Raw genomic sequence first — 23,836 nt, 5'->3', positions numbered from 1 at the left:
TCATGCCAGCACCTGCAGAAAGCGGCCGAACTCGGCTGCCACCTCGTCCACATGGTTTTCCAGCCGATGGTTGTCAGCCAGCATCAGCAGGCGATCCGCACGCGTCTGGCACCAACGCACCACGTCGCTGGGTGGAATCAGCTCATCGTGCCAGGCGTGCACCACCCAGGTCGGCACACGCGCCGCCTGTAACGGCACCGCAGGCTCGGGCAGATGCACCGGCGGCACCATCAGGAACAGGCCGTCACAGGCTTCCTGCAACGACGCCAGCGCACTGGTGTAGGCGCCGAGACTGGAACCGGCCAGCACCAGCAAGCCGCGATTGCCGGCCTCGCGCCAGCGCCGCACCCGCGCCAGCAGGCGCCCGACCCGTAACGGCAGATCCGCCGGTTCCCCGCCCGCATCCAGATCCGAATAATCCGGCCGCTCATGGGTCCAGCCCAGCGCCCCGGCCACCCGCGCCAGCGCCGACACGCGAGCAGCGGACGGACTGCTGTTGAGCCCATGCGAAAGGATGCAATGGCCGGTCATGGCATGGCTCCGAGAAGAAAGGCGCGAACGCGCGGCGCCCCACACCTCACGGCATCGCGCGATGCGCAACACCCGGTGGAACCGCGCAGAAAGGGCGCGGATGGTAGCACGCGGCCGCCTGCGGCCTGATTGGCGCAGGCGTGGAGAAGGCGTCACGCCATCGACTGGAACCGGCCGGACCGGCCATCACCCGGCAACGCGAGGACAAGGTCGAAACGCATCGTCCTGTCACCTCAATTGCCGATCAGGCTCTGCGCCGGGATACCGAGGTTGCGGTGCAGTTTCCGGATCATTCCAAGCGTCAGCCCGTGCTTGCGGTTCAGGACTTCGTAGACCCGGTTCGGCTGGCCGATGGAAGGAACCAGATCCTTGACCGTCAACCCGGCCTGCTCCATCCGGAACCTGATCGCCTCCACCGGATCAGGCGGTGGCACCGGATGATGCCGGGCTTCCCAGGCTTCGATCAGCGTCACCAGCGCATCGAAATACGCTCCTTCCGCACTGTCCGGATCAGGGTCGGCATCGACGTATCGCTCGGCCTGTTTCAGCGCTGCACGGTAGTCCGCCTCGGTGCGGATCGGGGTCAATGTGTAGTGCGTGTCGGCCATGGTTTCAACTCCACGGTATCGACGTCGATCTGGTCGTATTCCTGATGCGTGCCCACGAACTTCACGAACACCACCTTCATGCCGCAGGCAATCGCGACCACGACGCGATAGTCATTGCCCTTGATGTTGGACACTACGCGCCGGCCCTTGAGAATGCTGGCATTGTCGAACGATCCTTTCACTGCGACCGGCTGGTCCCGGCACGCGGCACGAACCTCGTCGGCCCAGGCACGCAAGGCCTGTTCGGAGTCCGGATGCCGCTGCCAGCAGGCAAGCAGGGTGGAAAGGGCGGTCAGTTTCACCGGACACATGTTGATCCCATATTGGGACCAGTGCAGCAGGCGCGGACTTTCTCCGGGACGGCATGGCGCCTCGCCCTTTGCCGATGGACTGCAACGGCGCCACCTCGTTCCGCTGGCTGGCCTTCCCCACATCAATTACTGTCGGCGAAGATTCCATGCAGCCGCACACACCGCCACGTCCGATACCGGCGCCTCCCATGTCCACGTCCTCCGCCGTCCCGATCAACGACTGGCCGCTGCCCTACGTGGCGGCGCTGGAAACGCGTGCGCTGGCTGATATCGACCTGGTGGTGATCCACTGCACCGAACTGCCGGATCTGGCCACCGCGCGCGAGTACGGGGAAAAGGTGCTGTACGCCTCGGGCAGCGGCAACAGCGGGCATTACTACATCGATCGCGATGGCGCGCTGCACCGCTTCGTGCCGGAAAACCGCGTGGCGCACCATGTGCGCAGCTTCAATCCGCGTTCGATCGGGATCGAACTGGTCAATCGCGGCCGCTGGCCGGACTGGCTGTATTCCCGCCACCAGGCGATGGACGAGCCCTACCCCGAGGTGCAGATCGCGGCGCTGATCGCGCTGCTGCGGGATCTGGCCGCCAGGCTGCCGGGCCTGGCGCTGATCGCCGGGCACGAGGATCTGGATACCGCGCAGGTGCCGGCTACCGACAACCCGGCCGTGCTGGTCCCGCGCAAGCGTGATCCGGGCCCGCTGTTCCCCTGGCCGCAAGTGCTTGAAGCGGTGCCGCTGCGACGCCTGCTACCGGATGCAGCCAGCCCCTGACGGCGGCGTGCAGCGGGGCTTCCGTATAATCGCCGGTCCACACTCTGCGGAAGCGCCGCCTTGCACGAAAAAGTCGCCGAACTGCTCGATCTGCTGCACCTGGAGCGCATCGAAGACAACATCTTCCGTGGCCAGAGCCGCGATATCGGCACCCGTTTCGTGTTCGGCGGGCAGGTGCTGGGGCAGGCGCTGAGCGCGACCCAGCACACGGTCGACCCGACCCGCCACGCCAATTCGCTGCACGCCTATTTCCTGCGCGCCGGCGACATCGATCATCCGATCATCTACCAGGTCGACAAGACCCGCGACGGCGGCAGCTTCTCGGTGCGGCGCGTGACCGCGATCCAGCACGGGCAACCGATCTTCGTGATGTCGGCCAGTTTCCACCGGCCCGAGCCCGGGCTGGAACACCAGATCTCGCCGCCCGACGTGCCCAAACCCGAAGACCTGCCGGAGCAGCAGTCGCTGCCGCCTGACGAACTGGCGAAACTGCCAGCCAAGACCCAGCGCTGGCTGGCACGCCAGGGCGCGTTCGAGTTCCGCCATGTCTACCCGCGCAATGAGCTGGCGCCGACCAAACGCCCGCCTTCACAGCAGGTCTGGTTTCGCTTGACGAATCGCATCGACGATACGCCCGCCCTGCACCAGGCCCTGCTGGCCTACGCCTCGGATTTCCATCTGGTCGGCACCAGCACGCTGCCGCATGCCATTTCCTATCTGCAACCCAATGTGCGCATGGCCAGCCTCGATCACGCGCTGTGGTTCCACCGCCCGCTGCGCGTCGACGAATGGCTGCTGTATTCCTGCGACAGCCCTTCGATGCAGGACAGCCGTGGCCTGTCCCGCGGCAGCATCTACACCCGCGACGGCGTGCTGGTGGCCTCCACCGCGCAGGAAGGCATGATCCGCGTCAGCCAGGCGGGCGACTGAAATGCGCCAGGTTTTCAGTTCGCTGCGGCTGGAGAATGTCGAAGGCGTGGCCGCGCTGCTCAACGAACACGGCATCGAAACCTGGATCAGCCAGTCCCGCTCCTACAAGGGCAACCGCCGCCGGACTTTCTCCTACGCCGACAACGCCAAGGACAAACCCACGCCGGCCGCGGTCTGGGTGGTGCACGCCGAAGACCAACCCAAGGCGCGCGCCCTGTTGCGCGAAGCCGGCCTGATGGAAACCACGCGCACCAGCTATCTGCCGGAACACGCCAGTGCGCCGCCGCCGGTGACACGCGGCCCGGTCAACCATGCCGCCCGCATCCGCATGGTGATGCTGGCCGCGGTCGTGGTGCTGGCCACCTTCACCAGCGCGCGCCAGTGCAATTCCCCCGGCAGCGTGGCGCCGCCATCGCAGCCACCGGCACCGGTGCAGACACCCGATGAGGATATTGAACGTCACATCGTGCCGGTGGACACGTCATTGCGCTGACCTTCACCACACCCAAGGCTGAACATGAGCAGCTCCGACGCCCTGATCCTGCTGATCGACCAGCACCTGCCTGCCGCCCAGGCGGGCGATGCCGCCGCGTTCGGCAAGATCGTCAGCGGCTGCCAGAACGGCATCACCGCGATCGCGCTGGCGATCACGCGCGACGTGCCGGCCAGCGAGGACATCGCGCAGGACGCCTTCATCAGCGCCTGGCGCAACTTGGCGCGGCTGCGCAATCCGGCCAGCTTCCTGCCGTGGCTGCGCCAGATCACCCGCAACCTCTCGCACGACCATCTGCGCCGGCGCCGCAACGAGCGCCGCTATGACGGCGAGCTGGAAGACATCCTGGCCGTGGTCGCAGACCCCACGCCGGACCACCCCGAACGTCTGGCACGCCAGCAGGAAGAGGCCGTCGTCGCCAACCTGATCGACGAATTGCCCGAAGACACGCGCGAAATCCTGCTGATCTACTACCGCGAAGGCCAATCCTCCAAGCAGGTCGCCAGCCTGCTCGGGATGCAGGACGCCGCCGTGCGCAAGCGCCTGTCGCGCGCGCGCCAGAGCCTGCGTTCGGACCTGCTCGAACGCCTTGGCGATGTCGCCAGGGCCACCGCGCCGGGGCTGGCCTTCACCGCGATCGTCGTGGGCGGCCTGAGTGTCAGCCAGACCGCAGCGGCGGCAGCCGGCGCCGGTCTGGCCGGCCATCTGGCGGGGAAATCCGCATCCGCTGTCGGTGTGCTCGGTCGCGGTGCGAGCAGCCTGCCCGGTGGTGTGGGCGGCGGCGCCGGACGCCTGCTGGTGGGCGCTGCCGGCGGCATCGTGTTTGCATTGATCGTCGGCGTGGCAGCGGTGTTTTTCGGCGTGCGCCGCCACTGGATCACCTCCACCGACCATCAGGAACGGCGCGAACTGGCCTGGTTCGCCGCCGCCGGCCTGCTGGTGGTGCTGCTGTTCACCACGCTGATGGGTGCAGCGGTGCTGACCCAGTCCAGCCTGCTACCGACGCTGAGCCTGGTCGGCATGATGGGCGTGCTGGGCGGCATGAATCTGGTCTGGCTGCCGCGCATCCTGGCGCGCCGGCATGAACGCGAAGCCGCACGCGATCCCACCACCGCCGCCGACAACCGCCGCGCCGAACGCCGCATGGCCTGGGCCGGCATGCTGCTGGGCATGTTGCTGGGCGCCAGCGGGCTGCTGTTCGGCTGGATGAGCAACGCGCCGATGTAAACGCGCCGGCGGTGCTGTCGGCATCCGCGCTTCGGGTGGGAACAGACTCACCTGCGATCAGGTGATCGGAACTGGTCGGAAATACCTGCCGCAATTGACACCATCCTGCGGGAAACATGCGGCAGGCATTGCAACCGCAGGACCGGTTCGTGGCATCGTGTGGCGGTCCCCACCGCCACCGGAGCCTTGCCATGTTGCTGCGTATTTCGGGTTTTCTTGTCGCCTGCCTGCTCGCGTCCACTTCAGCGTGGGCGGCCTGGCACGAACAAGCGGTGGAATGGTCGCTGGACGGCGAAGTTTTCAGCGGCGTGCTGGTCTATGACGACAGCTCATCGCAGCCGCGCCCAGGCCTGCTGATGGTGCCCAATTGGATGGGCGTCAACGCATCGGCAGTCGAACGCGCGCGCGAAATCGCCGGCCAGCGCTACGTGGTGCTGGTGGCCGACGTCTACGGCAAGGACGTGCGTCCGGCCAATGCGCAGGAAGCCGGCGCACAGGCCAGAAAGATGTACGCTGACCGCGAAACACTGCGCGCCCGCGCCACCAAGGCGCTGGACGTACTGCGCGGCAACGACGCCGGCGCACCGCTGGATACCGGCCGGATCGGCGCATTCGGTTTCTGTTTCGGCGGCACCACGGTGCTGGAAATGGCGCGTGCCGGCGCCGAGGTGGCCGGCGTGGTGTCACTGCACGGCGGCCTTGCCACCGATCTTCCCGCCGCCAGCACGCCGGCCGCGTCGATCCTGGTGCTGAACGGCGCCGCCGACGCTGCGGTGACGGCCGACGAGATCACCGGCTTCCAGCAGGAAATGGACAAGGTGCAGGCCGACTGGCAGTTCGTGAACTACGCCGGCGCGGTGCATTGCTTTGCCGAAGCCAGCGCCGCCTCACCGCCGAACTGCGTGTACCACCCGCTGGCGGCCAAGCGCGCACGCACGGCGCTGCACAGCTTCTTCGATGAAGTAATGGCTGGTGAGTAACCCGATGGCCGATGAGCAGCCCGGGTAAGGCGCCGCCGCACACGGGTTTGGCTTTCCCGATAATTCCGGCCCCGGGTGCGGCTATGCCTTACCCGGGCCACGCGGTTTTTCAACGCGGCACAGGCTTGCCCTGCTCGGCCAGGGTCAGTGCGACCTTGTTGCGCAGATAGGCCGGTTGCAGATGTTCGGGGGCCACGGCTTCGCCACGGGCGAAGGCGGTCAGCGCCAGTTCCGCGACATCGGCGGCGCGGGGCAGCGCTTCGGCCTCGCTGCGCACCAGCTGTGCCGCCAGAGTCTTCACCAGCACTGCATTTTCCGCCGCGAAACCAGTGCCCACGCCCACGCGCGGGAACGCATCGGGTAGCGTCACGGCAGTGGGTGCCAGCACGCGTTCTTCACCCTGTCGCTGCCATTGCCCGCCGGCATCACGCAGATAATCGGCCAGATACACCTCGCCCATGCGCGCGTCGATCGCGGCCAGCACGCCGGTCCGTGCATCGCCGACTGCATCCAGTTCGCGCATCGCCGGGCGTGCCAGTACGTCCAGCGTGGATACACCGATGGCGGGACGGTCCAACGCCAGTGCCAGTCCCTGCACCATCGCCACCGCCAGCCGCACGCCGGTGAAGGCGCCGGGCCCGCGGCTGCAGGCGATGGCATCCAGTTGCGTGCGTGCGATACCGGCCTCCGCCAGCAATTCCCCGACCCACGCCAGGGTCAGTTCGGCGTGGCGGCGCGGGGCGATTTCGTGTCGCTCAAGTACGCGGCCATCGAAATGCAGCGCGACCGAACAGGCCTCGGTGGAGGTTTCCAGCGCCAGCAGTTTCATGTGGCACCACACACGGTTGCAGAGTGAAAATCATGCAGGCAGGTGGCGGCTGACATCGAATGGACTCGTCGGACGGGAATCATGGAAAAGGGATGGTAGCGCGGCAGCGGCGCCGGCCAAGGAGCATCTGGATAAGACGTCATTTCAGCCTGACCAGCTTCGCTGTTGAAAGCCGCCGGGCTGACGCAATGAGATTTGATCAGACATCCGCTAACTGCGTGCCAGCCGCGCGTCGCGCAGCAGCGCCAGCACCCGCTCCAGCTTCCGGGTACGGGTGAAGGGCGGCAGGCTGGCGAGGAAGCTGCGGCCGTAACTCTTCGAAATCAGGCGCGTATCGCAGAGCATCAGCACGCCGCGATCGGCATGGGTGCGGATCAGGCGGCCGGCGCCCTGCTTCAGCGCGATCACCGCATTGGGCAGTTGCCAGTCGCGGAACGGGTTGCCGCCGCGCCGGCGGATCGCTTCCAGCCGCGCGTCCAGCACCGGATCGTCGGGCGCGGCAAAGGGCAGTTTGTCGATCACCACGATCTGCAGCGCATCACCAGCCACATCGACACCTTCCCAGAAGCTGGCCGCGCCCAGCAGCACGCCGTTGCCGGCGGCGCGGAACTGTTCCAGCAGCAAGTGGCGCGGCGCGCTGCCCTGCACGAACAGCGGAAATTCGCGCAGATCACTCAGCACTTCTGCCGCCTGGCGCAGCGCGCGGTGCGAGGTGAACAGCATGAACGCGCGCCCATCGGACGCATCCAGCAGCGGCAGCGCGGCCTCCACCACGGCCTGCACATGGCCGGCGGTATTGGGCTCGGGCAGATCCTGCGGCACGTAGACCATGGCCTGCCGGGCATAGTCGAACGGGCTGGGTTCCAGCAGTGTGCGCGGCGATTCCATGCCCATCTGCGCGGCCAGATGTTCGAAGCGGCCATCGACCGCCAGCGTGGCGGAGGTGTGGATCCACGCGGCACCGGATGCGGCGCGGAAATCGCGCAGCGGGGTCGAGACATCCAGCGGCGTCTGGTGCATCTGGAAGCCGCGCGCGCTCAGTTCGTACCAGCGCACCTCGCCGATGCCCTTGGCATCCAGGATGCGCGCCGCGCATTCGAGCAGATCCTCGCCGCGCTCGTGGCAGGTCTTGAAGCCGACACTGCGCTCGGAAAACGCATCCAGCACCGACACCAGCGCTGAAAGCGCGGCACGCAGCGTGGCGATGTGTTCGTGCAATTCCGGGTTCGCATCCAGCGCGGCGATGGTGCCGCGCGCAGGGAACTGTTCCAGCGCCAGACGCAGTTCGCGCAGCGCCTGCTCCAGTTCCCGCGCCGGGCCCTGCACCTCGGCCAGCGCACCACTGACGCTGGCACATTCAGCCACCGCTTCGCGCGCCAGATCCGACAGCTGGCGCGAGGAAAAGGTATGACCGAAGAACTGCGCCGCCAGCTCCGGCAACTGGTGCGCCTCGTCCAGCACGAAGGTCTGCGCACCGGGCAGGATTTCGCCGAAGCCCTCGCGCTTGAGCGCCTGGTCGGCGAACAGCAGGTGATGGTTGACCACCACCAGATCCGCCTCCTGCGCCGCCTGTCGCGCCTTGACTACGAAACATTCGGCGTGGAACGGGCATTCGGTGCCCAGGCAGTTGTCGGCGGTGGAAGTCACCTGCGGCCACAGCGGCGAATCCTCGGCCACGAAATCCACGCCGGCCAGATCACCGCTGGCACTGCCGCCGGCCCAGGCGCTGAGCTTGACCAACTGCGCGGCGGTTTCACGCGATGTGAACAGGTCATCGCTGCGGGCGCGTTCCAGCCGGTACCAGCACAGGTAATTGGCGCGGCCCTTGAGCAGCGCGGTCTTCAGCCGCACGCCCAGCGCGCTGCGCACGCGCGGCAGATCGCGATGGAAAAGCTGGTCCTGCAGCGCGCGGGTGCCGGTGGAAATGATGGTGCGGCGCCCGGAGAGCAGCGTCGGCACCAGATAGGCGTAGGTCTTGCCGGTGCCGGTGCCGGCCTCGGCGATCAGCTCGTCCTGCGCCAGGATGGTCTGCGCCACGGCCTCGGCCATGCGCTGCTGCGGCGGACGCGGCACATAGCCTTCAATCGCCCGCGCCAGCGCGCCCTCCTCGCCGAGCGCGTCGGCCGTGGCCTGCAGCAGCGAAGACATTCAGCCCGCCACAACCGGTTCGCCGGCGCGGCTCACATCCGCACCGGTGGCTCGTGCGTGCAGCGCGCCAGCTGTTCGGCAGCAGCTTGGGCGGCGGCCGGGTAATCGGTCCATTCGCGCACCAGCCGCACCGTGGTCCAGTTGCGCCGGCACAATGCGCCCAGCCGCGGTCCCTGTTCCCAGGAGGCGTTGGCCAGTTCCACCGCGACGTTGTAATCGCCCTGCACCAGCGCCAGTTCGGCGCGCCATTGCAGCAGCTCGGGATCGCCCGGGCTCAGCGCCAGGGCCTGCTCCAATGCGGCGTCGGCGCTGGCCCAGTCGCGTGCTGTTTCATGCTGCGCGGCGGCCTGGCGCAGGTCGGCGATCACCGGATCGCGCAGTGGCTGCACTTCCAACGTGTCCTTCGCATCGGCCCCGGCGGCGCGCACCACGGCCAGCACGTCCAGTTCCGGCGCGGGCGGCTTCTTCGTCATGGCCTGCTGCGTGGGCGGCGGGCCGGAGCAGCCGGCCAGCGCAACGCCAGCGGCGATCAGGCCGCCGGCGATGCTGCGTGAAAACATCCGTGTCATCGTTCCTCTCCTGCGCCGAACCACTGGCGCAGGCGCGCCAGGCGGCAATTGCGGAATTGTTCGGGAAGAAAACCGGCGACGAACACATGACGCTGCGCGCCCGGGCATTCGGCATCGGTCAGCGCGAATTCTTCCGCATCCAGCCAGCCCCATTCCAGTCCGTCTTCATCGACCTTCAGCGGCAGGTTGGGCAGGCGCCGGAACAGATCGGCCCAGACCCGCATCGCGCCGGTGGAGCCGTACAGGCCGGTGGGCTGGTTTTCGTCGTTGCCGATCCAGACCACGGCCAGGTGCGCACCGGTATAGCCGGCAAACCAGCTGTCACGGCTGTCGTTGCTGGTGCCGGTCTTGCCGGCCGGCGACAGCCAGGTCAGGCCCGAATCGGCCAGGCCGCGCGCGGTGCCTTCGCGCACCGCTTCCTGCAACGCGATCGACACCAGACGCGCGGCGATGGTGTCACCGCGTTGCGGCGGTGAAGGCGTGGCGTCGTAGCGTTGCAGCGGCTGGCCACGGGTATCGAGCACACCGCGCACCGCGCGCAACGGTTGCAGCTGCCCGCCCGAGGCGATGAACTGGTAGGCCTGCGTCATCTGCAGCGGCGACAGGTCCACCGCGCCCAGCAGCAGCGAGGGATGCGGCGCGGCATTGATCGCCGCCACCACATCAAGCAGGCGCGCCAGCCGCTCCACGCCGATATCCACGCCGATCCGCACCGTGGCCTGGTTGTAGGAGCGCACCAGCGCTTCCTGCAAGGTGACCCGGCCGTGGCTGCGGTTGTCGGCGTTTTCCGGGGTCCAGCTGCGGTTGCCGGGCAGACGCAGCGTGATCGGCGCATCGTCCACGCGCGTGGCCAGTGCATAGCGTCCCGGCTGCGCCAGCGCCAGCAGATAGACGAAGGGTTTGAGCAGTGAACCGACCTGCCGGCGTGCGTCCAGCGCGCGGTTGAAACCGTGATCGCCCGGATCGCGCGCACCGACCAGCGCGAGGATTTCGCCCTGGGTGGTATCGGTCAGCACCAGCGCGGCCTGCAAGGGTGGGCGGCCTTTCTGCTCGAGCGTCTTCAATTGCCCGGCAACCGCGGTTTCCGCCGCATTCTGGGCCGACGGCGAGAGCGTGGTCAGCACTGTCAGGCCGGCACCGCGCAGCGCTTCGGTCGAGTAATCGCGCTGCAACTGGTCGCGCACCAGCGCCAGAAAAGCCGGATAGCGGTTGCGCGACAGACTGCCGTCGCGCACCACGCCCAGCGGCCGGGCGCTGGCAGTTTCGAGCGTGGAGACGTTGATCAGGCCGGTGTCGTACATCAGGCGAAGCACCAGATTGCGCCGTTGCAAGGCGGCTTCCGGACGCCGGCGCGGATCGTGCGCCGAAGGGCCTCGGATCATGCCGACCAGCAGCGCAATGTCCTGTTCGGACAACTGCTCCAGTTCACGCCCGAACCAGAAATCGGCCGCCGCCGCAATGCCATGCACCGCCTGCCCGCCCTGCTGGCCGAGATAGACCTGGTTGACGTAGGCCTCCAGGATCGTGCGCTTGTCGAAGCGCGCCTCGATGATCAGCGCGTACAGGATTTCCCGCAGTTTGCGCCCGAGCCGTTGCTCGCGCGTCAGGTACAGATTGCGCACCAGCTGCTGGGTCAGGGTGCTGGCGCCCTGCCGCACCTCACCATGGCGCAGATTGACGAAGGCCGCGCGCAGCATGCCTTTCAGGTCAATGCCGATGTGATGCTTGAAATCGCGGTCTTCGACCGCCTGCAGCGTGGTCAGGAACAGCTCCGGCACGTCATCGAGCCGCACCAGGCGGCGCTCTTCCTGTTTTTCGCCATACAACGTGGCGATCCGCGCCGGGTCCAGCCGTACCCGTGATACCGCGCGCTCGCCCACGCGCACCGCCCGCACCCGCCCCCCGCCGAGCGTGACTTCGACCCGTTGCGCCGGCCAGCTGCCTTCCAGATCGGTGAATCCGCGGGTGGCGATGAAAAAGCGTTCGCCCTGGCGCAGATAGCTGCCGGGGCGTCGTCCCTGGTCATCGGCGACGTAGCGCGCCGCGGCCAGTTCCACTTCCAGCGCCTCGGGCAACATCGCACGCTCGGGCGCCAGCTCCAGCGGCTGCGCCAGCACCCGCGTGGGCACCTGCCAGGTCAGCCGGCCGAAGGCTTCACGTACCTGCCGATCAGCCACCCAGACATACGGACCGAGGAATCCCAGCGCCAGGCCGATCAGCAGCAGCGCCAACGGCAACAGGCGCCGGAACCACACCCGCCAGCGCGAGGGGGCATCGGATTTCTTTGTGCGAGGTGCAGCCAAGACAGGACCGGGGAAACTCACGGGCCGCACAGTGTATCGGACCCGGCTGGCGGCAATGGGGCGCTTGCGGGGATAATTGCCGGCCCTGTCCTGACGGCATATCCGCCGGGTGCCCGGAGCCTGTGAAAAAATCGCCCATCTTCTGCGGATGCCTCCGAACGGCCCCGGCGGCGACGCGCTACGCTCACCCTGCGCTCATGGGTTCACCCGAACTTCCCTGTTCCCACGTAGCGCAGTTTGCCGGGAACGCCCGCAGGCACCCTCGCACCGGCTGCCCCGCGCCCCGATGCGGGGACGGTCGAATTTGTCACAGGCTCTGACTTGAACCTCCAGACTCCCGCTTCCCCGATCCTGTGCCTGTATCCGGCTGCCGCCACGGCAGACCAGCCCCCTTCGATCCCGCCGCAGGCACGGGAACTGAACCTGACCCTGTTCCAGCCCGCAGCCACTGATGCCGCCAATCCGGCCTGGGCCGCGTTGCGTGCCTGCGCGCTGGCCCACCCCGGCCGCGATGTGGTGCTGCTGGCCGCCGATGCGCCGCTTCCGCCCAACGCGCTGGCGCGCCTGCTGGCCGCCGTCGATGCTGCGTACCAGGTGCATTCGCCCTCCTCCAACGGCCATCCGGCGCTGGATCCGTTCATCCATGCGGCGCGTCCGGCCAATGGCGACGATGCCGATGCCTGCCTGTTCATGCTGTCCGAACGTGAATTGGTGCCGGTACGGCACTGGCTGCCGGCACTGAGCCACTGGCGCGGCGACGCGCTGGCGCAGTTGCCGGCCGAACTGCCGGCCGATGGCGAACTGCCGCCCGGCTGGCAAGGCGCCCGCCTTGATCATCTGTATGTCGGCGCTTCACAGGTCATGGACGCACCGAAGCTGCGACCGGACACCGCCCTGCTGGCCCAGGACACGCGTCTGGCCGCATTGGAAGGCCGCATTCCGGTCGCCGCCGGGCGCGATGACGTGCCGGTGATGCTGCATCTGCTGCACGGCTGGGGCGGCGGCGTGCAGCGTTTCGTCGAAGACCTGATGCGCGCCGACACCGGCCACCGCCACCTGGCACTGGTCGCACGCGGCACGCCTTCGCACCGCTGCCCGGGCGAAGTGCTGGAACTGTACGACGACCTGCGCGCCGCACCGCTGCTGCGCTGGCCGCTGACGCTGGGCATCGAGGCCACGGCGCTGGCCTCGCACGAATACGACACCGCGCTCGGGCACGTGCTGGTGCGCCACCGCGTTTCGCAGGTACTGGTGTCCTCGCTGATCGGGCATGGCCTGGGTGCGCTGCGCACCGGCCTGCCCACCGCGCTGGTCTGCCACGACTACTACCCGCTGTGGCCTTCGCTGCACGTCGATTTCGGTGATCGGAACCGGGATTTCTCGGTACAGGCGATGGCCGCCGATCTGGCCCGGCCCGATGCCGACTCGCCCTTCGGTGAAACCCGCGCCGAAGCCTGGCAGGCGCTGCGCGACGCCCATGTCGCGGCGCTGCTGGCCGCCAACGCGACATTGATCGCGCCCAGCCACAGCGTGCGCGACAACATCCAGCGCATCGAACCGCGCCTGTCCACGCTGCCATGGCACGTGATCCCGCACGGACTGGCGGACTGGCCAGCGCCGGTGCCTGCGCGCGCGGTGCCGCAGCGCGATCTTCTGCGCGTGCTGGTGCTGGGCCGCATCAACGGCGGCAAGGGCGAAGACCTGCTCGCCGAACTGGTGACGCAGCCGCCGCCGGATGTGGAACTGGTGCTGCTGGGCGCCGGCCGTGCCGGAATGCGTTTCTTCGGCCAGCCCGGCGTGCATGTGCGGATGGACTACGAGCACGCTCAGCTACCGGAACTGATCGCGCAGCTGGCACCGGATCTGGCGCTGATCGCGGCCAGCGTCGCGGAAACCTTCAGCTATGCACTGTCCGAACTGTGGAGCCTGGAGGTTCCGGTGCTGGCCACCCGCATCGGCAGCCTCGGCGAACGCATCGACGATGGCAAAACCGGCCTGCTGGTGGCAGCCGATGCCGCTGCGATCGCCACGCGCCTGCGCGAGCTTCAAAGCAACCGCAGCATCCTGCAACGGCTGCGCAGCCCGGCTCCCGACTCACTCGCACAGATGGCGGCCGCCTATGCCAAAGCCCTGCCCGTCGCAGCTCCGGTCAACACATGGCCAACCGTAGCGCCCACCGATCCGATCCAGTCCAGCCGCCGCAACACCCTGGCCAACGCCCGCACCCAGGCCGAAACCGCGCTGCTGGCAAGCCGTGCGCTGATCGAAGAACAGCAGACCGAACTGGTGCAGCGCGCCGACTGGGCCGCCGCATTGCAAGCACAGCTGGACGAACGCACCGAATGGGCGCAGCGGATGGAGGCGGATATCGAACAGGCGCGCGCCGACTTCATGCAGCTGGACCAGCAGTTCGAGGAGCGCACACATTGGGCGCTGTCGTTGCAGGATGAGCTGGCCGACAGCCGCGAAGAATCCCGCCAACTCGGTGTACTGCTCCAATCCGCCGTCACCCACGGCGATGCGATGCAGCGCGACCGCGATGCGATCCTGGCCAGCCGCTCCTGGCGTCTGACCCGCCCGTTGCGCTACGCCCAGCGGCAACTTTCCCAGACCCTGGCGCGCCTGCGTTTCCGCTGGCAGCGGCTGTTGTCCTTGCGCCACCGGATGTCCAACAGCCTGCGCACGCGCGGCCTGCGCGGCACGCTGGACCGCGCCCGTCAGGAACTGCGCCCGGCGGTGCAGACCACCCCGATCGCGCTGCCTGCCGCGATCGATGCTGCCAGCCTCGTGCTGCCGGCCTCGGAAACACCGCTGGTCAGCATCGTGATCCCGGTCTACAACCACCTGGATGCCACCCTGGTCTGCCTGCAATCGCTGGCGCAGACGAAGAACCGCAGCGCGCACGAAATCATCCTGGTCGACGACTGCTCCAGCGACGATTCGGCCACGGTGCTGCCCGGCGTGAAGGGCCTGCGCTACCAGCGCAATGTGCAGAACACCGGCTTCATCGGCGCCTGCAACGCCGGCGCGGCGAATGCGCGCGGGCAGTTCGTCGTGTTCCTCAACAACGACACCGCAGTGCAGGACGGCTGGCTGGATGCGCTGATCGACACCTTCAAGCAGCACCGCGATGTCGGCCTGGTCGGGGCCAAGCTGGTGTATCCGGATGGCCGTCTGCAGGAAGCCGGCGGCATCGTGTTTTCCGATGGCTCGGGCTGGAACTACGGCCGTTTCGACGACCCGGCCAAGCCCGAATACAACTTCGTGCGCGAGGTCGACTACTGCTCGGGCGCGGCGATTGCACTGCGCACCGACCTGTTCCGCCAATTTGGCGGCTTTGATCCGTATTACGCCCCGGCCTATTACGAAGACACCGATCTGGCGATGAAGGTGCGCGCCGCCGGCCTGCGCGTGCTGTACCAGCCGGCCTCGGTGGTGGTGCATTTCGAAGGCATCAGTTCGGGCACCGACACCGGCAGCGGCACCAAGCGCTACCAGGTGGTCAACAAGGAAAAGTTCTTCGAACGCTGGAAGGAGGCGCTCGCCCGCCACCCCAACCCGGCCCACACCACGCCTGCCGACATCGTGCTGGCGCGCCAGCACCGCGCACGCAAGCACGTGCTGGTGATCGATGCGACCACGCCGCAGCCGGACCACGATTCAGGCTCGCTGCGGCTGTGCAATATCCTGCGGCTTCTGTGCGAGGACGGCCACGCGGTGACCTTCTTCGCCGACAACCGTGCCTTCGTGGAGCCTTATTCGCGCCAGTTGCAGCAGCTGGGCGTGGAAGTGCTGTGGCATCCGCATTTGTCCGATCCGGTCATCTGGTTCGCGCAGAACGGCAAGCGGCTGGACCTGGTGATCGTCTCGCGCCACTACATCGCCTCCAGCTACGTTGATCTGGTGCGGCTGCATGCACCGCGCGCGACGCTGGCCTTCGATACCGTGGATCTGCACTATCTGCGCGAACAGCGCGCCGCCGAGCTGGCCGGCAGCGCCGAGCTGGCCCGCACCGCCGCCGAGACGCGGGAAAAGGAACTGGCGCTGATCCATGCCAGCGACGTGACCTTGGTGGTGAGCCCGGTGGAGAAGGAGCTGCTGGCACGTGAGGCGCCGGGCGCGCGGGTCGAGATCCTGTCCAATGTGCACGAAGTGTTCGGGCGTCGGCGCGGGTTCGACGAGCGCAGCGGCCTGATGTTCGTCGGCGGCTACCAGCACCCGCCCAATGTCGATGCCGCGATCTGGTTTGCACGCGAGATCCTGCCGCTGGTACGGGCCGAACTGCCGCAGGTGGAGTTCCACCTGATCGGCAGCAAGGCGCCGGCCGAAGTGAAGGCGCTGGGCGAACTGCCGGGCGTGGTGTTCCACGGCTTCGTGCCGGAGATCGAACCGTTCATGGATGATTGCCGGCTGGCGGTGGCGCCGCTGCGCTACGGTGCCGGGGTCAAGGGCAAGGTCAATATGAGCATGAGCTACGGCCAACCGGTGGTGGCCACGCCGATCGCGGTCGAAGGCATGTTTGCCGAAGCCGGGCGCGACGTGCTGGTGGCGGAAACACCGGAAGACTTCGCCGCGCACGTGGTCCGCGCCTATCAGGATCCGGAACTGTGGACGCAGCTGTCCGATCACGGCCTGGCCAATGTCGCCCGGCACTTCTCGTTCGACTCGGCCCGTCAGGGGCTGCGGATGCTGCTTTGAAGCCGGGATTGGGGATTCGGCATTCAGGATTGGGAAAAGCCAGAGGCGCGCCACACTCCAGCTCTGCGGCCTTCAACGGTCGAATGTCCGGTCACCCCCAAACCCCGCCTCGCATCAGTCAACCGCCGCGCGCGTGCTCCAGCCGCGCCTGGATCGCCGGCAGGTCGGTATTGGAAGGGTCCAGTTCACGCGCCTGATCGAAGGCATCCGCGGCCCGCGCGATCTCCCCGGCACCCAGACGCTCGCTGGCATAGGCCAGCCAGCTGCGCGCCAGGCGTTGCCGTGCTGGCAGCAGGCGGCTGTCGGTGGGTGCGATCACGCCCATTGCTTCTAACGCATCGCGTGCCGCGCCAAGACGATTGCCGGTCATTGCGGCCTCGAAACGGACCAGGATCCGGTCCGGCAGGCCCGCCAGACCGGCACGCGCCTGCGCATGATCCGGCTGCTGGCGCAGTACCGCGCGATACAGGTCGTAGGCGCTTTCTCCGGGCGGCACAAGGAAGTTGCCGGCCGCGGCGGCGGTGTCGGCCCGCTGCAGCAGCGTCTCCAGCGAAGCATCAGTTTCCGTGACCGGGCGTGACGCCAGCATCTGGGTGCGGCGTTCGCGCACATCCTCCATGCGCTGGGCGGTGGCTGCCACGGCCATCAGTTCCGGCGCCAGCGTGCGGGCGGCGGCGATCAGTTCGCCGGCGTCCTCGAAATGGTAGTCATCGATCCGGCGTCCAGCTTGGGCCAGCAGTGCGCTGGCGACCGCTCGCACGCCTTCGCGCGCCCGGGCATGGTTGGGATCCTGCGCCAGGACAGCCTGATAGATGTCCAGCGCGTTGGGCTGTTGCGGCGGCCGCAACTGGCCGCGCGCCAGCAGCGCATCGGCCTCTTCCAGACGGGTGTCGGCATGGCTGGCGCGCAGCTGGCGGGCCTGCGCCAGCGCCGCATGCGCCTCGGGCAAGCCCAGATGCGCCGGATCCACTGCCGCAACCCGCTCGATGCGCTGCGCGGCCAGCTCGATATTGTCCAGTTCCAGCGCCCGATGTGCCTGTGCCAGCAACTGCGACAACACTTCGCGCAGCCCGGCAGCGGCCACGGCGTTGCCTGGATCGGCCGCCAGCGCCTGGCGGTAAAGTGCAATGGCACTGTCGCCACCGCCATCCAGCTGTCCGGCAGCCGCGGCCTCCCGGGCCTGCCCGATCAACTCCAGCAGCGTGTCTTCCTGCCCCTGCAAGGCATGCAACTGGCGTTGCAGTTCGGCCAGATCGGCGCTGGGCAGCACCAGACCTTCGGCCTGCGCCAGAAGCGCCTGTGTCGGCGCCGGATCGCCCTGTGCCAGCGCCTCCCGGGCGCGCTGCAGCAGGCGCCGGCCGACCTCCATCAGGCCCTGCCGCGCCGTCTGGCTGTCCGGATCCTGCGCCAGCACCGCCAGATACAGCTCGCGCGCACCCTGTCCGTCGGCTCTGCTCAGATGGCCTTGTTCCAATGCCTGCGCAGCCTCGAACAGCATCGCATTCATCCGGGTCTGGGGCAGGCGCTGACGCAGGCTGTCCTGGAAGGCGTACAGCAGGCTGCCAGCCAACAGGACCAGTACCAGTAGCACCAGCACGCCACGCCAGCGGCGACCGGAAGTGGCGATCGCACGGCGCGGACGCGATGGAGTGCGCAACACCTCGTCGATCCGTCCGAGTGTGGGTTCGTCCTGCGTGGCCACGGCGTCAGGTGCCACCTCGATCTGCGGCACCGCCACGGTCGGGCGCCCTTCCATCACTTCCTGCTGCAACTGCTGGATCGCCGCCACCACCGCATGGCCACGCTGGAAACGCTGCGCCGGATCCTTGGCCAGCATCCGGTCCAGCAGCGGCTGGTAGGCCGCCAGTCCGTCCGGCAGGCGCGGCAACGGCGAGGTGATGTGCATGATGCCGATCGCCAGCGAATCGGCGGCCTGGTACGGCACCCGCCCGACCAGCAACTCGTACAGCACCACGCCCAGGCTGTAGAGGTCGGCGCGTGCATCCAGTTTCTGCCCGCGCGCCTGCTCCGGGCTCATGTAATGCGGCGTGCCGACGATGGTGCCGGTGCGCGTCATGCGGCTGGCATCGCTGGCATGCGCGATGCCGAAATCGGTCAGCACCGCGTTGCCGTCCTCGCGCAACAAGATATTGTCCGGCTTGATGTCCCGGTGCACGATGCCGCGCTCGCCGGCGTAATCCAGCGCGCTGGCAATCTGGCTGGCCACGCGCAGCGCGAAAGCCGGTGGCCGTGGTGTGCCGGAACGGTCCATCACCGGCCCGCCGGGCACGTATTCCATCGCGATGTAGTGTTGGTTGCCGACCATGCCCACGTCATGCACCTGCACCACGTGCGGATGGCTGAGCTTGGCGATGATCCGCGCTTCGCGCAGGAAGCGCTCCCCGAACTGCTCGTCGCTGGCCAGCAGCGGCGACATCACCTTCAACGCCACTTCACGCTGCACCGATTGCTGTTCGGCCAGATACACGGTGGCCATGCCACCACGTCCCAGCGTTCGCACAATCCGGTATCCGGGGATTTCCAAATGCCTGTCTCCAGCCTGGGGCTGCGGGTTGTTCCCGCGCATCGCACCGCCGTCATGCCAATCCGAACGGAAATTGACCATGCGCGATACCGGGCCGGAAGCATACCAAGCCCGCCTGCCCCACCACATGTCCGCCAGGCCTGCGTTTGACACATGTGTAACAATTGCGGCTTACTCCACAATCCGCGAATTTGCACGGATTCGCATGTCGCGTGGCCGGATCAGCGGTTCGGCTTACCGGTTGGAGCATATTTCCTCCCCCCGCCGCACTGTTTCGCCACTCGCAGACCCATCCCCGCCGACCCTGTTCTCGGCACCTGCCGTGCCGATGCGGGACTAAAAGCAAAAGGGAGCCGCCTGCTGATGGCAGCCACTTTCAATCTGCCCGGGTCCACGCAGCCCGCTGCTGACCCGAGCCGAAAAAGCACTCGACCGCCCATTCGCACCTGCATCCTGCTGGCGCTGTCATGGGTGGCATTCGCCGGTGTGATGTGGCTACTTGATCGCCAAGCGCTGAACGTGACTCCCGACGCCTATCGGGGTGGCTGGACACTGACGATCAATGCCCTGGTGGCATTCTCGGCCTGGCTGCTGCTGGCTTCGGTAACCCGACGACCGTTCACCAGTCTGCTGCTGCTGGCGGCGTTGCAGTGCGCGCTCTATATCGCTGCCGGCATGAAACTGGAACTGTTGCAAAGCCCGCTGACACTGCCCGACCTGCACTTTCTGACCGAAGTGAATGTCGCCAGCATCCAGTTGTTCGGCTCCTATCTGGATCTGCCAGGCGGTCCTTGGCCATGGCTGATCGTCGCACTGGCCGTGATGATCGGAATCTTCACGCTGGAGCCGGCATCCGTACCACGGCTGGGCACCGTACGGCTCGGAGCATTTGCGATCGGAATGGCATTGACGGCCACGCTGTATCTGGCTGCATGGCCCTGGACCGCCATATACACCGAAGAGCGGATGCGACCATCACCCTTCAATGACCTGCCCAGCATTCTCCGCGCCGGGCTGGTTGGCTCGCTGGTTCACAGTTATCTGCATGCCCGCAGTGCGGCACCGCAAGTGGACGAGGAGGCACTTCACCGCACGCTGGTACTTCTGCAGGACCAAGGGATGCCGACAGCATCCCCTGCCATCCCTGCTGTACAGCAGGATGATCCGCCACCTGACATTGTCATGGTGCTCAGTGAGTCCTTCATGGATCCGCGCGCTCTTCATGGCTTCGATTCCATCGACGACCCGATTCCGTTCGTGCGTTCCGTGATCAACTCCGGCCGTGGCGGCGCGATGCATGTGCAAGCGTACGGAGGCGGCACGGTGCGTACCGAATTCGAAGTCGTGACCGGCATGCCGATCGACGCCTTCCCCGCCGTCACCTATCCCTACCGTGACCTGCGTCAGACACATATTCCCGGTGTGGTCTCGGTATTGGGCGGGCATGGCTATTCGACGCTCGCGGTCCACGGCAATTCCGGGTCCTTCTGGAATCGCACCAACACCTATCACGCGATGGGCATGGAGCGTTTCATCACCGATATCGAATTCAAGCAGAAGGCGATGCAGGACGGCCTCTGGTATTCGGATGAATCCATGACGGATTTCATGCTGCAAGCGCTGCAGGAAGCCAGCCAGCCGGCCTTCATTCTGGCCATCAGCATCCAGAATCACGGCCCTTACAATCGCCCTCTGCCGCTGCGCGACATGGCCGCCTGGAACGATATTGAAGTCCCGGCCTCACTCAACGAGGATGATGCGCTGGTGATGAGGAACTACCTGTATCACCTTCGCGCCGCCGACCGGCAGCTCCAAAGGCTGCACGAAGAACTGGTCCGGCGCGGACGCCCGTTCGTGCTGGTGTTTTTCGGCGACCATCTGCCGGCGATGGACCTGTTCGAAGAACTCGGATTCGTCGATGGACAGACCCCGCAGCAACAGACGGTTCCGTGGATCCTGTTGTCGGAAGGAACGGAGATCGATATGAACCTGCCGGAAACAGCAATTCCCGCCTGGCAATTGCCGGCCCTTGCACTGCAAGCAGCAGGCATCCATGACGATTATTTCGATTTCATCACGAGAGCAGCGGAGCTCCAGACACGCCTTCCATCCGATTCCAGCGATGTCACCGTGCTGACACGGGGAATCCATTCCGCAGCCAACGCCCGCCTTGATGGCCGCTTCGGGACATATCTGCAATGAAGGCGCGCAGGAAAGCTGCCCGCCTGCTGTTGGCATTTCCGGGCATCACCACCGGTAGCGGCCAACGCGCGATTGGCCATCGGCTGCGCCCCAGCCCCCCAATGTCCGCAATGGTTTCACCTCGCGCTGCGGGCCAGAAACAGCACGAAACACGTTCACCACGATTTCGCGCGTCTTCACTCGCGGCAAGTTCAGTGCATGTCGGCTGGCGTATCTGTGCAACGCTGCTGATCTGTACAAGTCTGCTTGCCTGCGACCCTCGGGGCGAACGGTCCCTGCTTCTGCTTGAACCGGCCTACCTCCCGGACTGCAGCGCCCCCGGCGTAATCACGGTGAACTGGAAAGCGGATCCACGCCGGAACGAGAGTGTGCGGCTGGAAGTCAGCCGACTCGGTAAGCCGGGCAAGCTCTGGGTGATTGGCCCGCCCGAAGGTTCCGACGCTACCGGCCCCTGGGTCGACGATGGCACGACCATCAGCCTGCTGACACACGATGGCAAGCTGCTGGCGCGCCAAACCGTGACCAGTGAGGGATGCAGGATGGATGACGGTTCAGACCAGTGACACTTGCAGTTGAGTCGCACGGCGCACGCTGCCTACATCCGTCGCGCCTCCAACACCGCCGGCACCGCTTCGATCCTCGCCAGCAGCTGGCCGAGCTGTTCGAAGTCGGCCACTTTCAGCGTAAAGCGCAGTTCGGCGCGGTTGCGGTTTTCGTCCAGGCGGGTGCTGGCGGCCAGGATGTGGACGTTGCTGGAGCCGATCACGTTGGTCAGGTCCTTCAGCAGCCACTTGCGGTCCCAGGCGCGGACCAGGATGTCGACGCTGAAGCTCTGCGCATTCTCGCGGCCCCATTCCACCGGCATCACGCGTTCGGGCGAACGCGTGGCCAGCGCCTGCAGTGAGGCGCAGTTGGAACGGTGCACGGTGACGCCGCGGCCGCGCGTCAGATAGCCGGAGATCGCGTCGCCGGCCACCGGCTGGCAGCAGCGTGCCAGTTGTGCCATCAGATTGCCGACACCTTCGATGGTGAAACCGCGCGCCGGTTTGGGCGGTCGCGCCAGCGCGCCACCCAGACCATTGGGCCTGGGCTCGGCGCCGATATCGCCGGGTGCCTGGGTGGCTTCGTGCAGCGCGCGCGCCACCTGGCTGCAACCGATGTCGCCCAGCGCCACCGCCACGTACAGATCATCGGTTTTCGCCAAGCGGAACTTCGGCAGCGCCAGCGCCAGATCCAACTGGTGCAGACCGAGACGCTTGAGTTCCTTTTCCAGCAGTTCGCGCCCGGCCTGAAGATTGCGCGCGAATTCCAGCCGGTGGAACCAGGTACGCACCTTCTCGCGCGAACGCGAGCTTGCCAGATAGCCGGAACCGGCCACCAGCCAGTCACGCCGAGGCTCGGACACCTTGCCCGTGAGGATTTCCACGCGCTCGCCGCTGGATATCTGCCAGGTCAGCGGCACGATGCGGCCGTTGACCTTGGCGCCACGGCAACGGTGTCCGACTTCGGTATGCACGTGGTAGGCGAAATCCAGCACCGTGGCGCCAGCCGGCAGGTCGATCACCTTGCCCTGCGGGGTCAGCGCATAAACCCGGTCTTCGATCAGCTCGGTTGAAAGCCCGGCCAGCAGAGGCGCATCACCGTCCTCTTCCTTGTTGCTTTCCAGCAGCTGGCGCATCCACGCGATCTTGCGTTCGAACTCCGAATCGCCCGCGCCGCCTTCCTTGTAGCGCCAGTGCGCAGCCACGCCGAGTTCGGCGTGCTCATGCATTTCCCAGGTGCGGATCTGCACTTCCAGGGTCTTGCCCTGCAGGCCGATCACGGCGGTATGCAGCGAGCGGTAATTGTTGGATTTCGGGTTCGCGATGTAGTCGTCGAACTCGCTCGGAATCGGCGACCACAGCCCGTGCACGATGCCAAGCGCGGCATAGCAGCCGGCGATATCATCGACCATCACGCGCAGCGCGTGGATGTCGTACAGATCCTCGAAGGCCAGATGCTTTTTCTGCATCTTTTTCCAGATGCTGAAGATGTGCTTGGGTCGGCCACTGACTTCGGCCCGGATGCCGGCCTTGTCCAGTGCCTCGCGCAGCGCCGCCAGCGAATCCTCGATGAAACGCTCGCGGTCTCCGCGTTTTTCCGATAGCAGCGAGGCCACGCGGTGGTAGGTATCCGGCTGCAGGGTGCGGAAGATCAGATCCTCCATTTCCCACTTCAGTTGCCAGATGCCGAGCCGGTTGGCCAGCGGCGCGTGGATATCGGCTGAAAGCTGCGCCAGGCGTTGACGTTCATCCGGTTCCAGCGACTTGATCGCACGCAACCGCACCAACTGCCGCGCCAGCAGGATCAGCACCACGCGCAGATCGCGCACGATCGCCAACAACAGGCGGCGCAGCCCTTCGGAACTGGTGCGCGCACCGCGCTCGGCATGGATCGACCACACCGTCTCGGCTTCGCGCTGGCCTTCGATCAGCACCGCCGGCACCAGTCCGGCAGGGATTTTCTCCACCGGCACACAGACATAGAGCGCCGCCGCCGACAGCGTCGGCTCGTCCGCACCCAACCCCTCCAACTCAAGAAGCGTCTGCACCAGCTCGGCTTCCTGCGCCGCCGGCAACGGATGCGACTGGATCAGCTCCCACACCGCTTCGGACACACCCACCTGGGCACGGCCCGGCATTGCCTGCCA

17 protein-coding genes and 1 pseudogene are annotated in these 23,836 nt (G+C 66.8%); 9 read left to right on the top strand and 9 right to left on the bottom strand.

What is annotated here, in order from left to right; all coding sequences use genetic code 11:
• From WDB66_RS04460 to WDB66_RS04450, 3 genes are all read right to left on the bottom strand, one after another.
• Entirely contained in the window at nucleotides 1-531 is a 531-nt protein-coding gene (locus WDB66_RS04460; protein WP_339397341.1) for an alpha/beta hydrolase, read from the bottom strand.
• Between the two features lie 233 nt (nucleotides 532-764).
• On the bottom strand, nucleotides 765-1,139 hold the full coding sequence (locus WDB66_RS04455) for a helix-turn-helix domain-containing protein (RefSeq protein ID WP_339397340.1): 375 nt from the start codon (nucleotides 1,137-1,139) through the stop codon (nucleotides 765-767).
• A complete protein-coding gene (locus WDB66_RS04450; RefSeq protein WP_339397339.1) occupies nucleotides 1,115-1,441 on the bottom strand; it encodes a type II toxin-antitoxin system HigB family toxin in 327 nt (108 codons plus the stop codon). The genes WDB66_RS04455 and WDB66_RS04450 overlap by 25 nt, the downstream gene beginning before the upstream one ends.
• A 197-nt stretch (nucleotides 1,442-1,638) precedes the next feature.
• Here WDB66_RS04450 and WDB66_RS04445 point away from each other — a divergent pair, with 197 nt between their 5' ends.
• The 5 genes from WDB66_RS04445 (at nucleotide 1,639) to WDB66_RS04425 (ending at nucleotide 5,853) form a co-directional block, all read left to right on the top strand.
• Nucleotides 1,639-2,223: an N-acetylmuramoyl-L-alanine amidase gene (locus tag WDB66_RS04445; protein ID WP_339397338.1), complete on the top strand. Its 585-nt coding sequence runs from the start codon at nucleotides 1,639-1,641 to the stop codon at nucleotides 2,221-2,223.
• 60 nt (nucleotides 2,224-2,283) lie between these two features.
• Nucleotides 2,284-3,153: an acyl-CoA thioesterase II gene (gene tesB / locus WDB66_RS04440; protein WP_339397337.1), complete on the top strand. Its 870-nt coding sequence runs from the start codon at nucleotides 2,284-2,286 to the stop codon at nucleotides 3,151-3,153.
• A 1-nt stretch (nucleotide 3,154) separates the two neighbouring features.
• Nucleotides 3,155-3,646: a putative signal transducing protein gene (locus WDB66_RS04435; protein WP_339397336.1), complete on the top strand. Its 492-nt coding sequence runs from the start codon at nucleotides 3,155-3,157 to the stop codon at nucleotides 3,644-3,646.
• 24 nt (nucleotides 3,647-3,670) lie between these two features.
• Nucleotides 3,671-4,873: an RNA polymerase sigma factor gene (locus WDB66_RS04430; protein WP_339397335.1), complete on the top strand. Its 1,203-nt coding sequence runs from the start codon at nucleotides 3,671-3,673 to the stop codon at nucleotides 4,871-4,873.
• 191 nt (nucleotides 4,874-5,064) lie between these two features.
• Nucleotides 5,065-5,853, top strand: coding sequence for a dienelactone hydrolase family protein (locus WDB66_RS04425; RefSeq protein WP_339397334.1), 789 nt, complete (start codon nucleotides 5,065-5,067; stop codon nucleotides 5,851-5,853).
• 109 nt (nucleotides 5,854-5,962) lie between these two features.
• Here WDB66_RS04425 and tsaB read toward each other — a convergent pair whose 3' ends face one another.
• From tsaB to mrcB, 4 genes are all read right to left on the bottom strand, one after another.
• Nucleotides 5,963-6,682 (bottom strand): tRNA (adenosine(37)-N6)-threonylcarbamoyltransferase complex dimerization subunit type 1 TsaB, encoded by a 720-nt coding sequence (gene tsaB, locus WDB66_RS04420; protein ID WP_339397333.1) that lies wholly within the window; start codon nucleotides 6,680-6,682, stop codon nucleotides 5,963-5,965.
• 210 nt (nucleotides 6,683-6,892) lie between these two features.
• A complete protein-coding gene (gene yoaA / locus WDB66_RS04415; protein ID WP_339397332.1) occupies nucleotides 6,893-8,830 on the bottom strand; it encodes a DNA repair helicase YoaA in 1,938 nt (645 codons plus the stop codon).
• 32 nt (nucleotides 8,831-8,862) lie between these two features.
• Complete coding sequence (locus WDB66_RS04410) at nucleotides 8,863-9,399, bottom strand: tetratricopeptide repeat protein (protein ID WP_339397331.1); 537 nt, start codon at nucleotides 9,397-9,399, stop codon at nucleotides 8,863-8,865.
• Nucleotides 9,396-11,702: a penicillin-binding protein 1B gene (gene mrcB, locus WDB66_RS04405; RefSeq protein ID WP_339397329.1), complete on the bottom strand. Its 2,307-nt coding sequence runs from the start codon at nucleotides 11,700-11,702 to the stop codon at nucleotides 9,396-9,398. Before mrcB ends, WDB66_RS04410 begins: the two co-directional genes overlap by 4 nt.
• A gap of 690 nt (nucleotides 11,703-12,392) precedes the next feature.
• Here mrcB and WDB66_RS04400 point away from each other — a divergent pair.
• Both WDB66_RS04400 and WDB66_RS04395 read left to right on the top strand, forming a co-directional pair.
• A pseudogene (locus WDB66_RS04400) lies at nucleotides 12,393-13,769 on the top strand (glycosyltransferase); the annotation flags it as partial.
• 609 nt (nucleotides 13,770-14,378) lie between these two features.
• Nucleotides 14,379-16,400 carry a glycosyltransferase gene (locus tag WDB66_RS04395; protein WP_489670820.1) on the top strand — a complete coding sequence of 674 codons (2,022 nt, stop codon included), beginning with the start codon at nucleotides 14,379-14,381 and terminating at the stop codon, nucleotides 16,398-16,400.
• Between the two features lie 118 nt (nucleotides 16,401-16,518).
• Here the strand turns inward: WDB66_RS04395 and WDB66_RS04390 are convergent, their stop codons facing one another.
• Entirely contained in the window at nucleotides 16,519-18,921 is a 2,403-nt protein-coding gene (locus WDB66_RS04390) for a protein kinase domain-containing protein (RefSeq protein WP_339397328.1), read from the bottom strand.
• A gap of 387 nt (nucleotides 18,922-19,308) precedes the next feature.
• Between WDB66_RS04390 and WDB66_RS04385 the strand changes: the two genes are divergently transcribed.
• Both WDB66_RS04385 and WDB66_RS04380 read left to right on the top strand, forming a co-directional pair.
• On the top strand, nucleotides 19,309-21,147 hold the full coding sequence (locus tag WDB66_RS04385; protein ID WP_339397327.1) for an LTA synthase family protein: 1,839 nt from the start codon (nucleotides 19,309-19,311) through the stop codon (nucleotides 21,145-21,147).
• On the top strand, nucleotides 21,144-21,710 hold the full coding sequence (locus tag WDB66_RS04380) for a hypothetical protein (RefSeq protein ID WP_339397325.1): 567 nt from the start codon (nucleotides 21,144-21,146) through the stop codon (nucleotides 21,708-21,710). The genes WDB66_RS04385 and WDB66_RS04380 overlap by 4 nt, the downstream gene beginning before the upstream one ends.
• 32 nt (nucleotides 21,711-21,742) lie before the next feature.
• On the opposite strand, the gene WDB66_RS04375 is transcribed toward WDB66_RS04380, so the two are convergent.
• The gene (locus WDB66_RS04375) at nucleotides 21,743-23,827 is read right to left on the bottom strand and encodes a RelA/SpoT family protein (protein WP_489670819.1); all 2,085 of its coding nucleotides are present in this window, start codon (nucleotides 23,825-23,827) and stop codon (nucleotides 21,743-21,745) included.
• Between the last annotated feature and the right edge of the window lie 9 nt (nucleotides 23,828-23,836).

It is taken from the genome of Denitratimonas organivorans, from assembly GCF_037478135.1.
Taxonomy (GTDB): Bacteria; Pseudomonadota; Gammaproteobacteria; order Xanthomonadales; family Xanthomonadaceae; genus Denitratimonas.
The sequence above is the reverse complement of the archived record's forward strand: the minus strand, read 5'-3'. Positions and strand labels throughout refer to the sequence as shown.

Coding starts and splice junctions, on each gene's coding strand:
- WDB66_RS04460 (WP_339397341.1), bottom strand. CDS start 531: ATGACCGGCCATTGCATCCTTTCGCATGGGCTCAACAGCAGTCCGTCC.
- WDB66_RS04455 (WP_339397340.1), bottom strand. CDS start 1,139: ATGGCCGACACGCACTACACATTGACCCCGATCCGCACCGAGGCGGAC.
- WDB66_RS04445 (WP_339397338.1), top strand. CDS start 1,639: ATGTCCACGTCCTCCGCCGTCCCGATCAACGACTGGCCGCTGCCCTAC.
- WDB66_RS04435 (WP_339397336.1), top strand. CDS start 3,155: ATGCGCCAGGTTTTCAGTTCGCTGCGGCTGGAGAATGTCGAAGGCGTG.
- WDB66_RS04430 (WP_339397335.1), top strand. CDS start 3,671: ATGAGCAGCTCCGACGCCCTGATCCTGCTGATCGACCAGCACCTGCCT.
- WDB66_RS04425 (WP_339397334.1), top strand. CDS start 5,065: ATGTTGCTGCGTATTTCGGGTTTTCTTGTCGCCTGCCTGCTCGCGTCC.
- tsaB (WP_339397333.1), bottom strand. CDS start 6,682: ATGAAACTGCTGGCGCTGGAAACCTCCACCGAGGCCTGTTCGGTCGCG.
- yoaA (WP_339397332.1), bottom strand. CDS start 8,830: ATGTCTTCGCTGCTGCAGGCCACGGCCGACGCGCTCGGCGAGGAGGGC.
- WDB66_RS04410 (WP_339397331.1), bottom strand. CDS start 9,399: ATGACACGGATGTTTTCACGCAGCATCGCCGGCGGCCTGATCGCCGCT.
- WDB66_RS04385 (WP_339397327.1), top strand. CDS start 19,309: ATGGCAGCCACTTTCAATCTGCCCGGGTCCACGCAGCCCGCTGCTGAC.
- WDB66_RS04380 (WP_339397325.1), top strand. CDS start 21,144: ATGAAGGCGCGCAGGAAAGCTGCCCGCCTGCTGTTGGCATTTCCGGGC.
- WDB66_RS04375 (WP_489670819.1), bottom strand. CDS start 23,827: ATGCCGGGCCGTGCCCAGGTGGGTGTGTCCGAAGCGGTGTGGGAGCTG.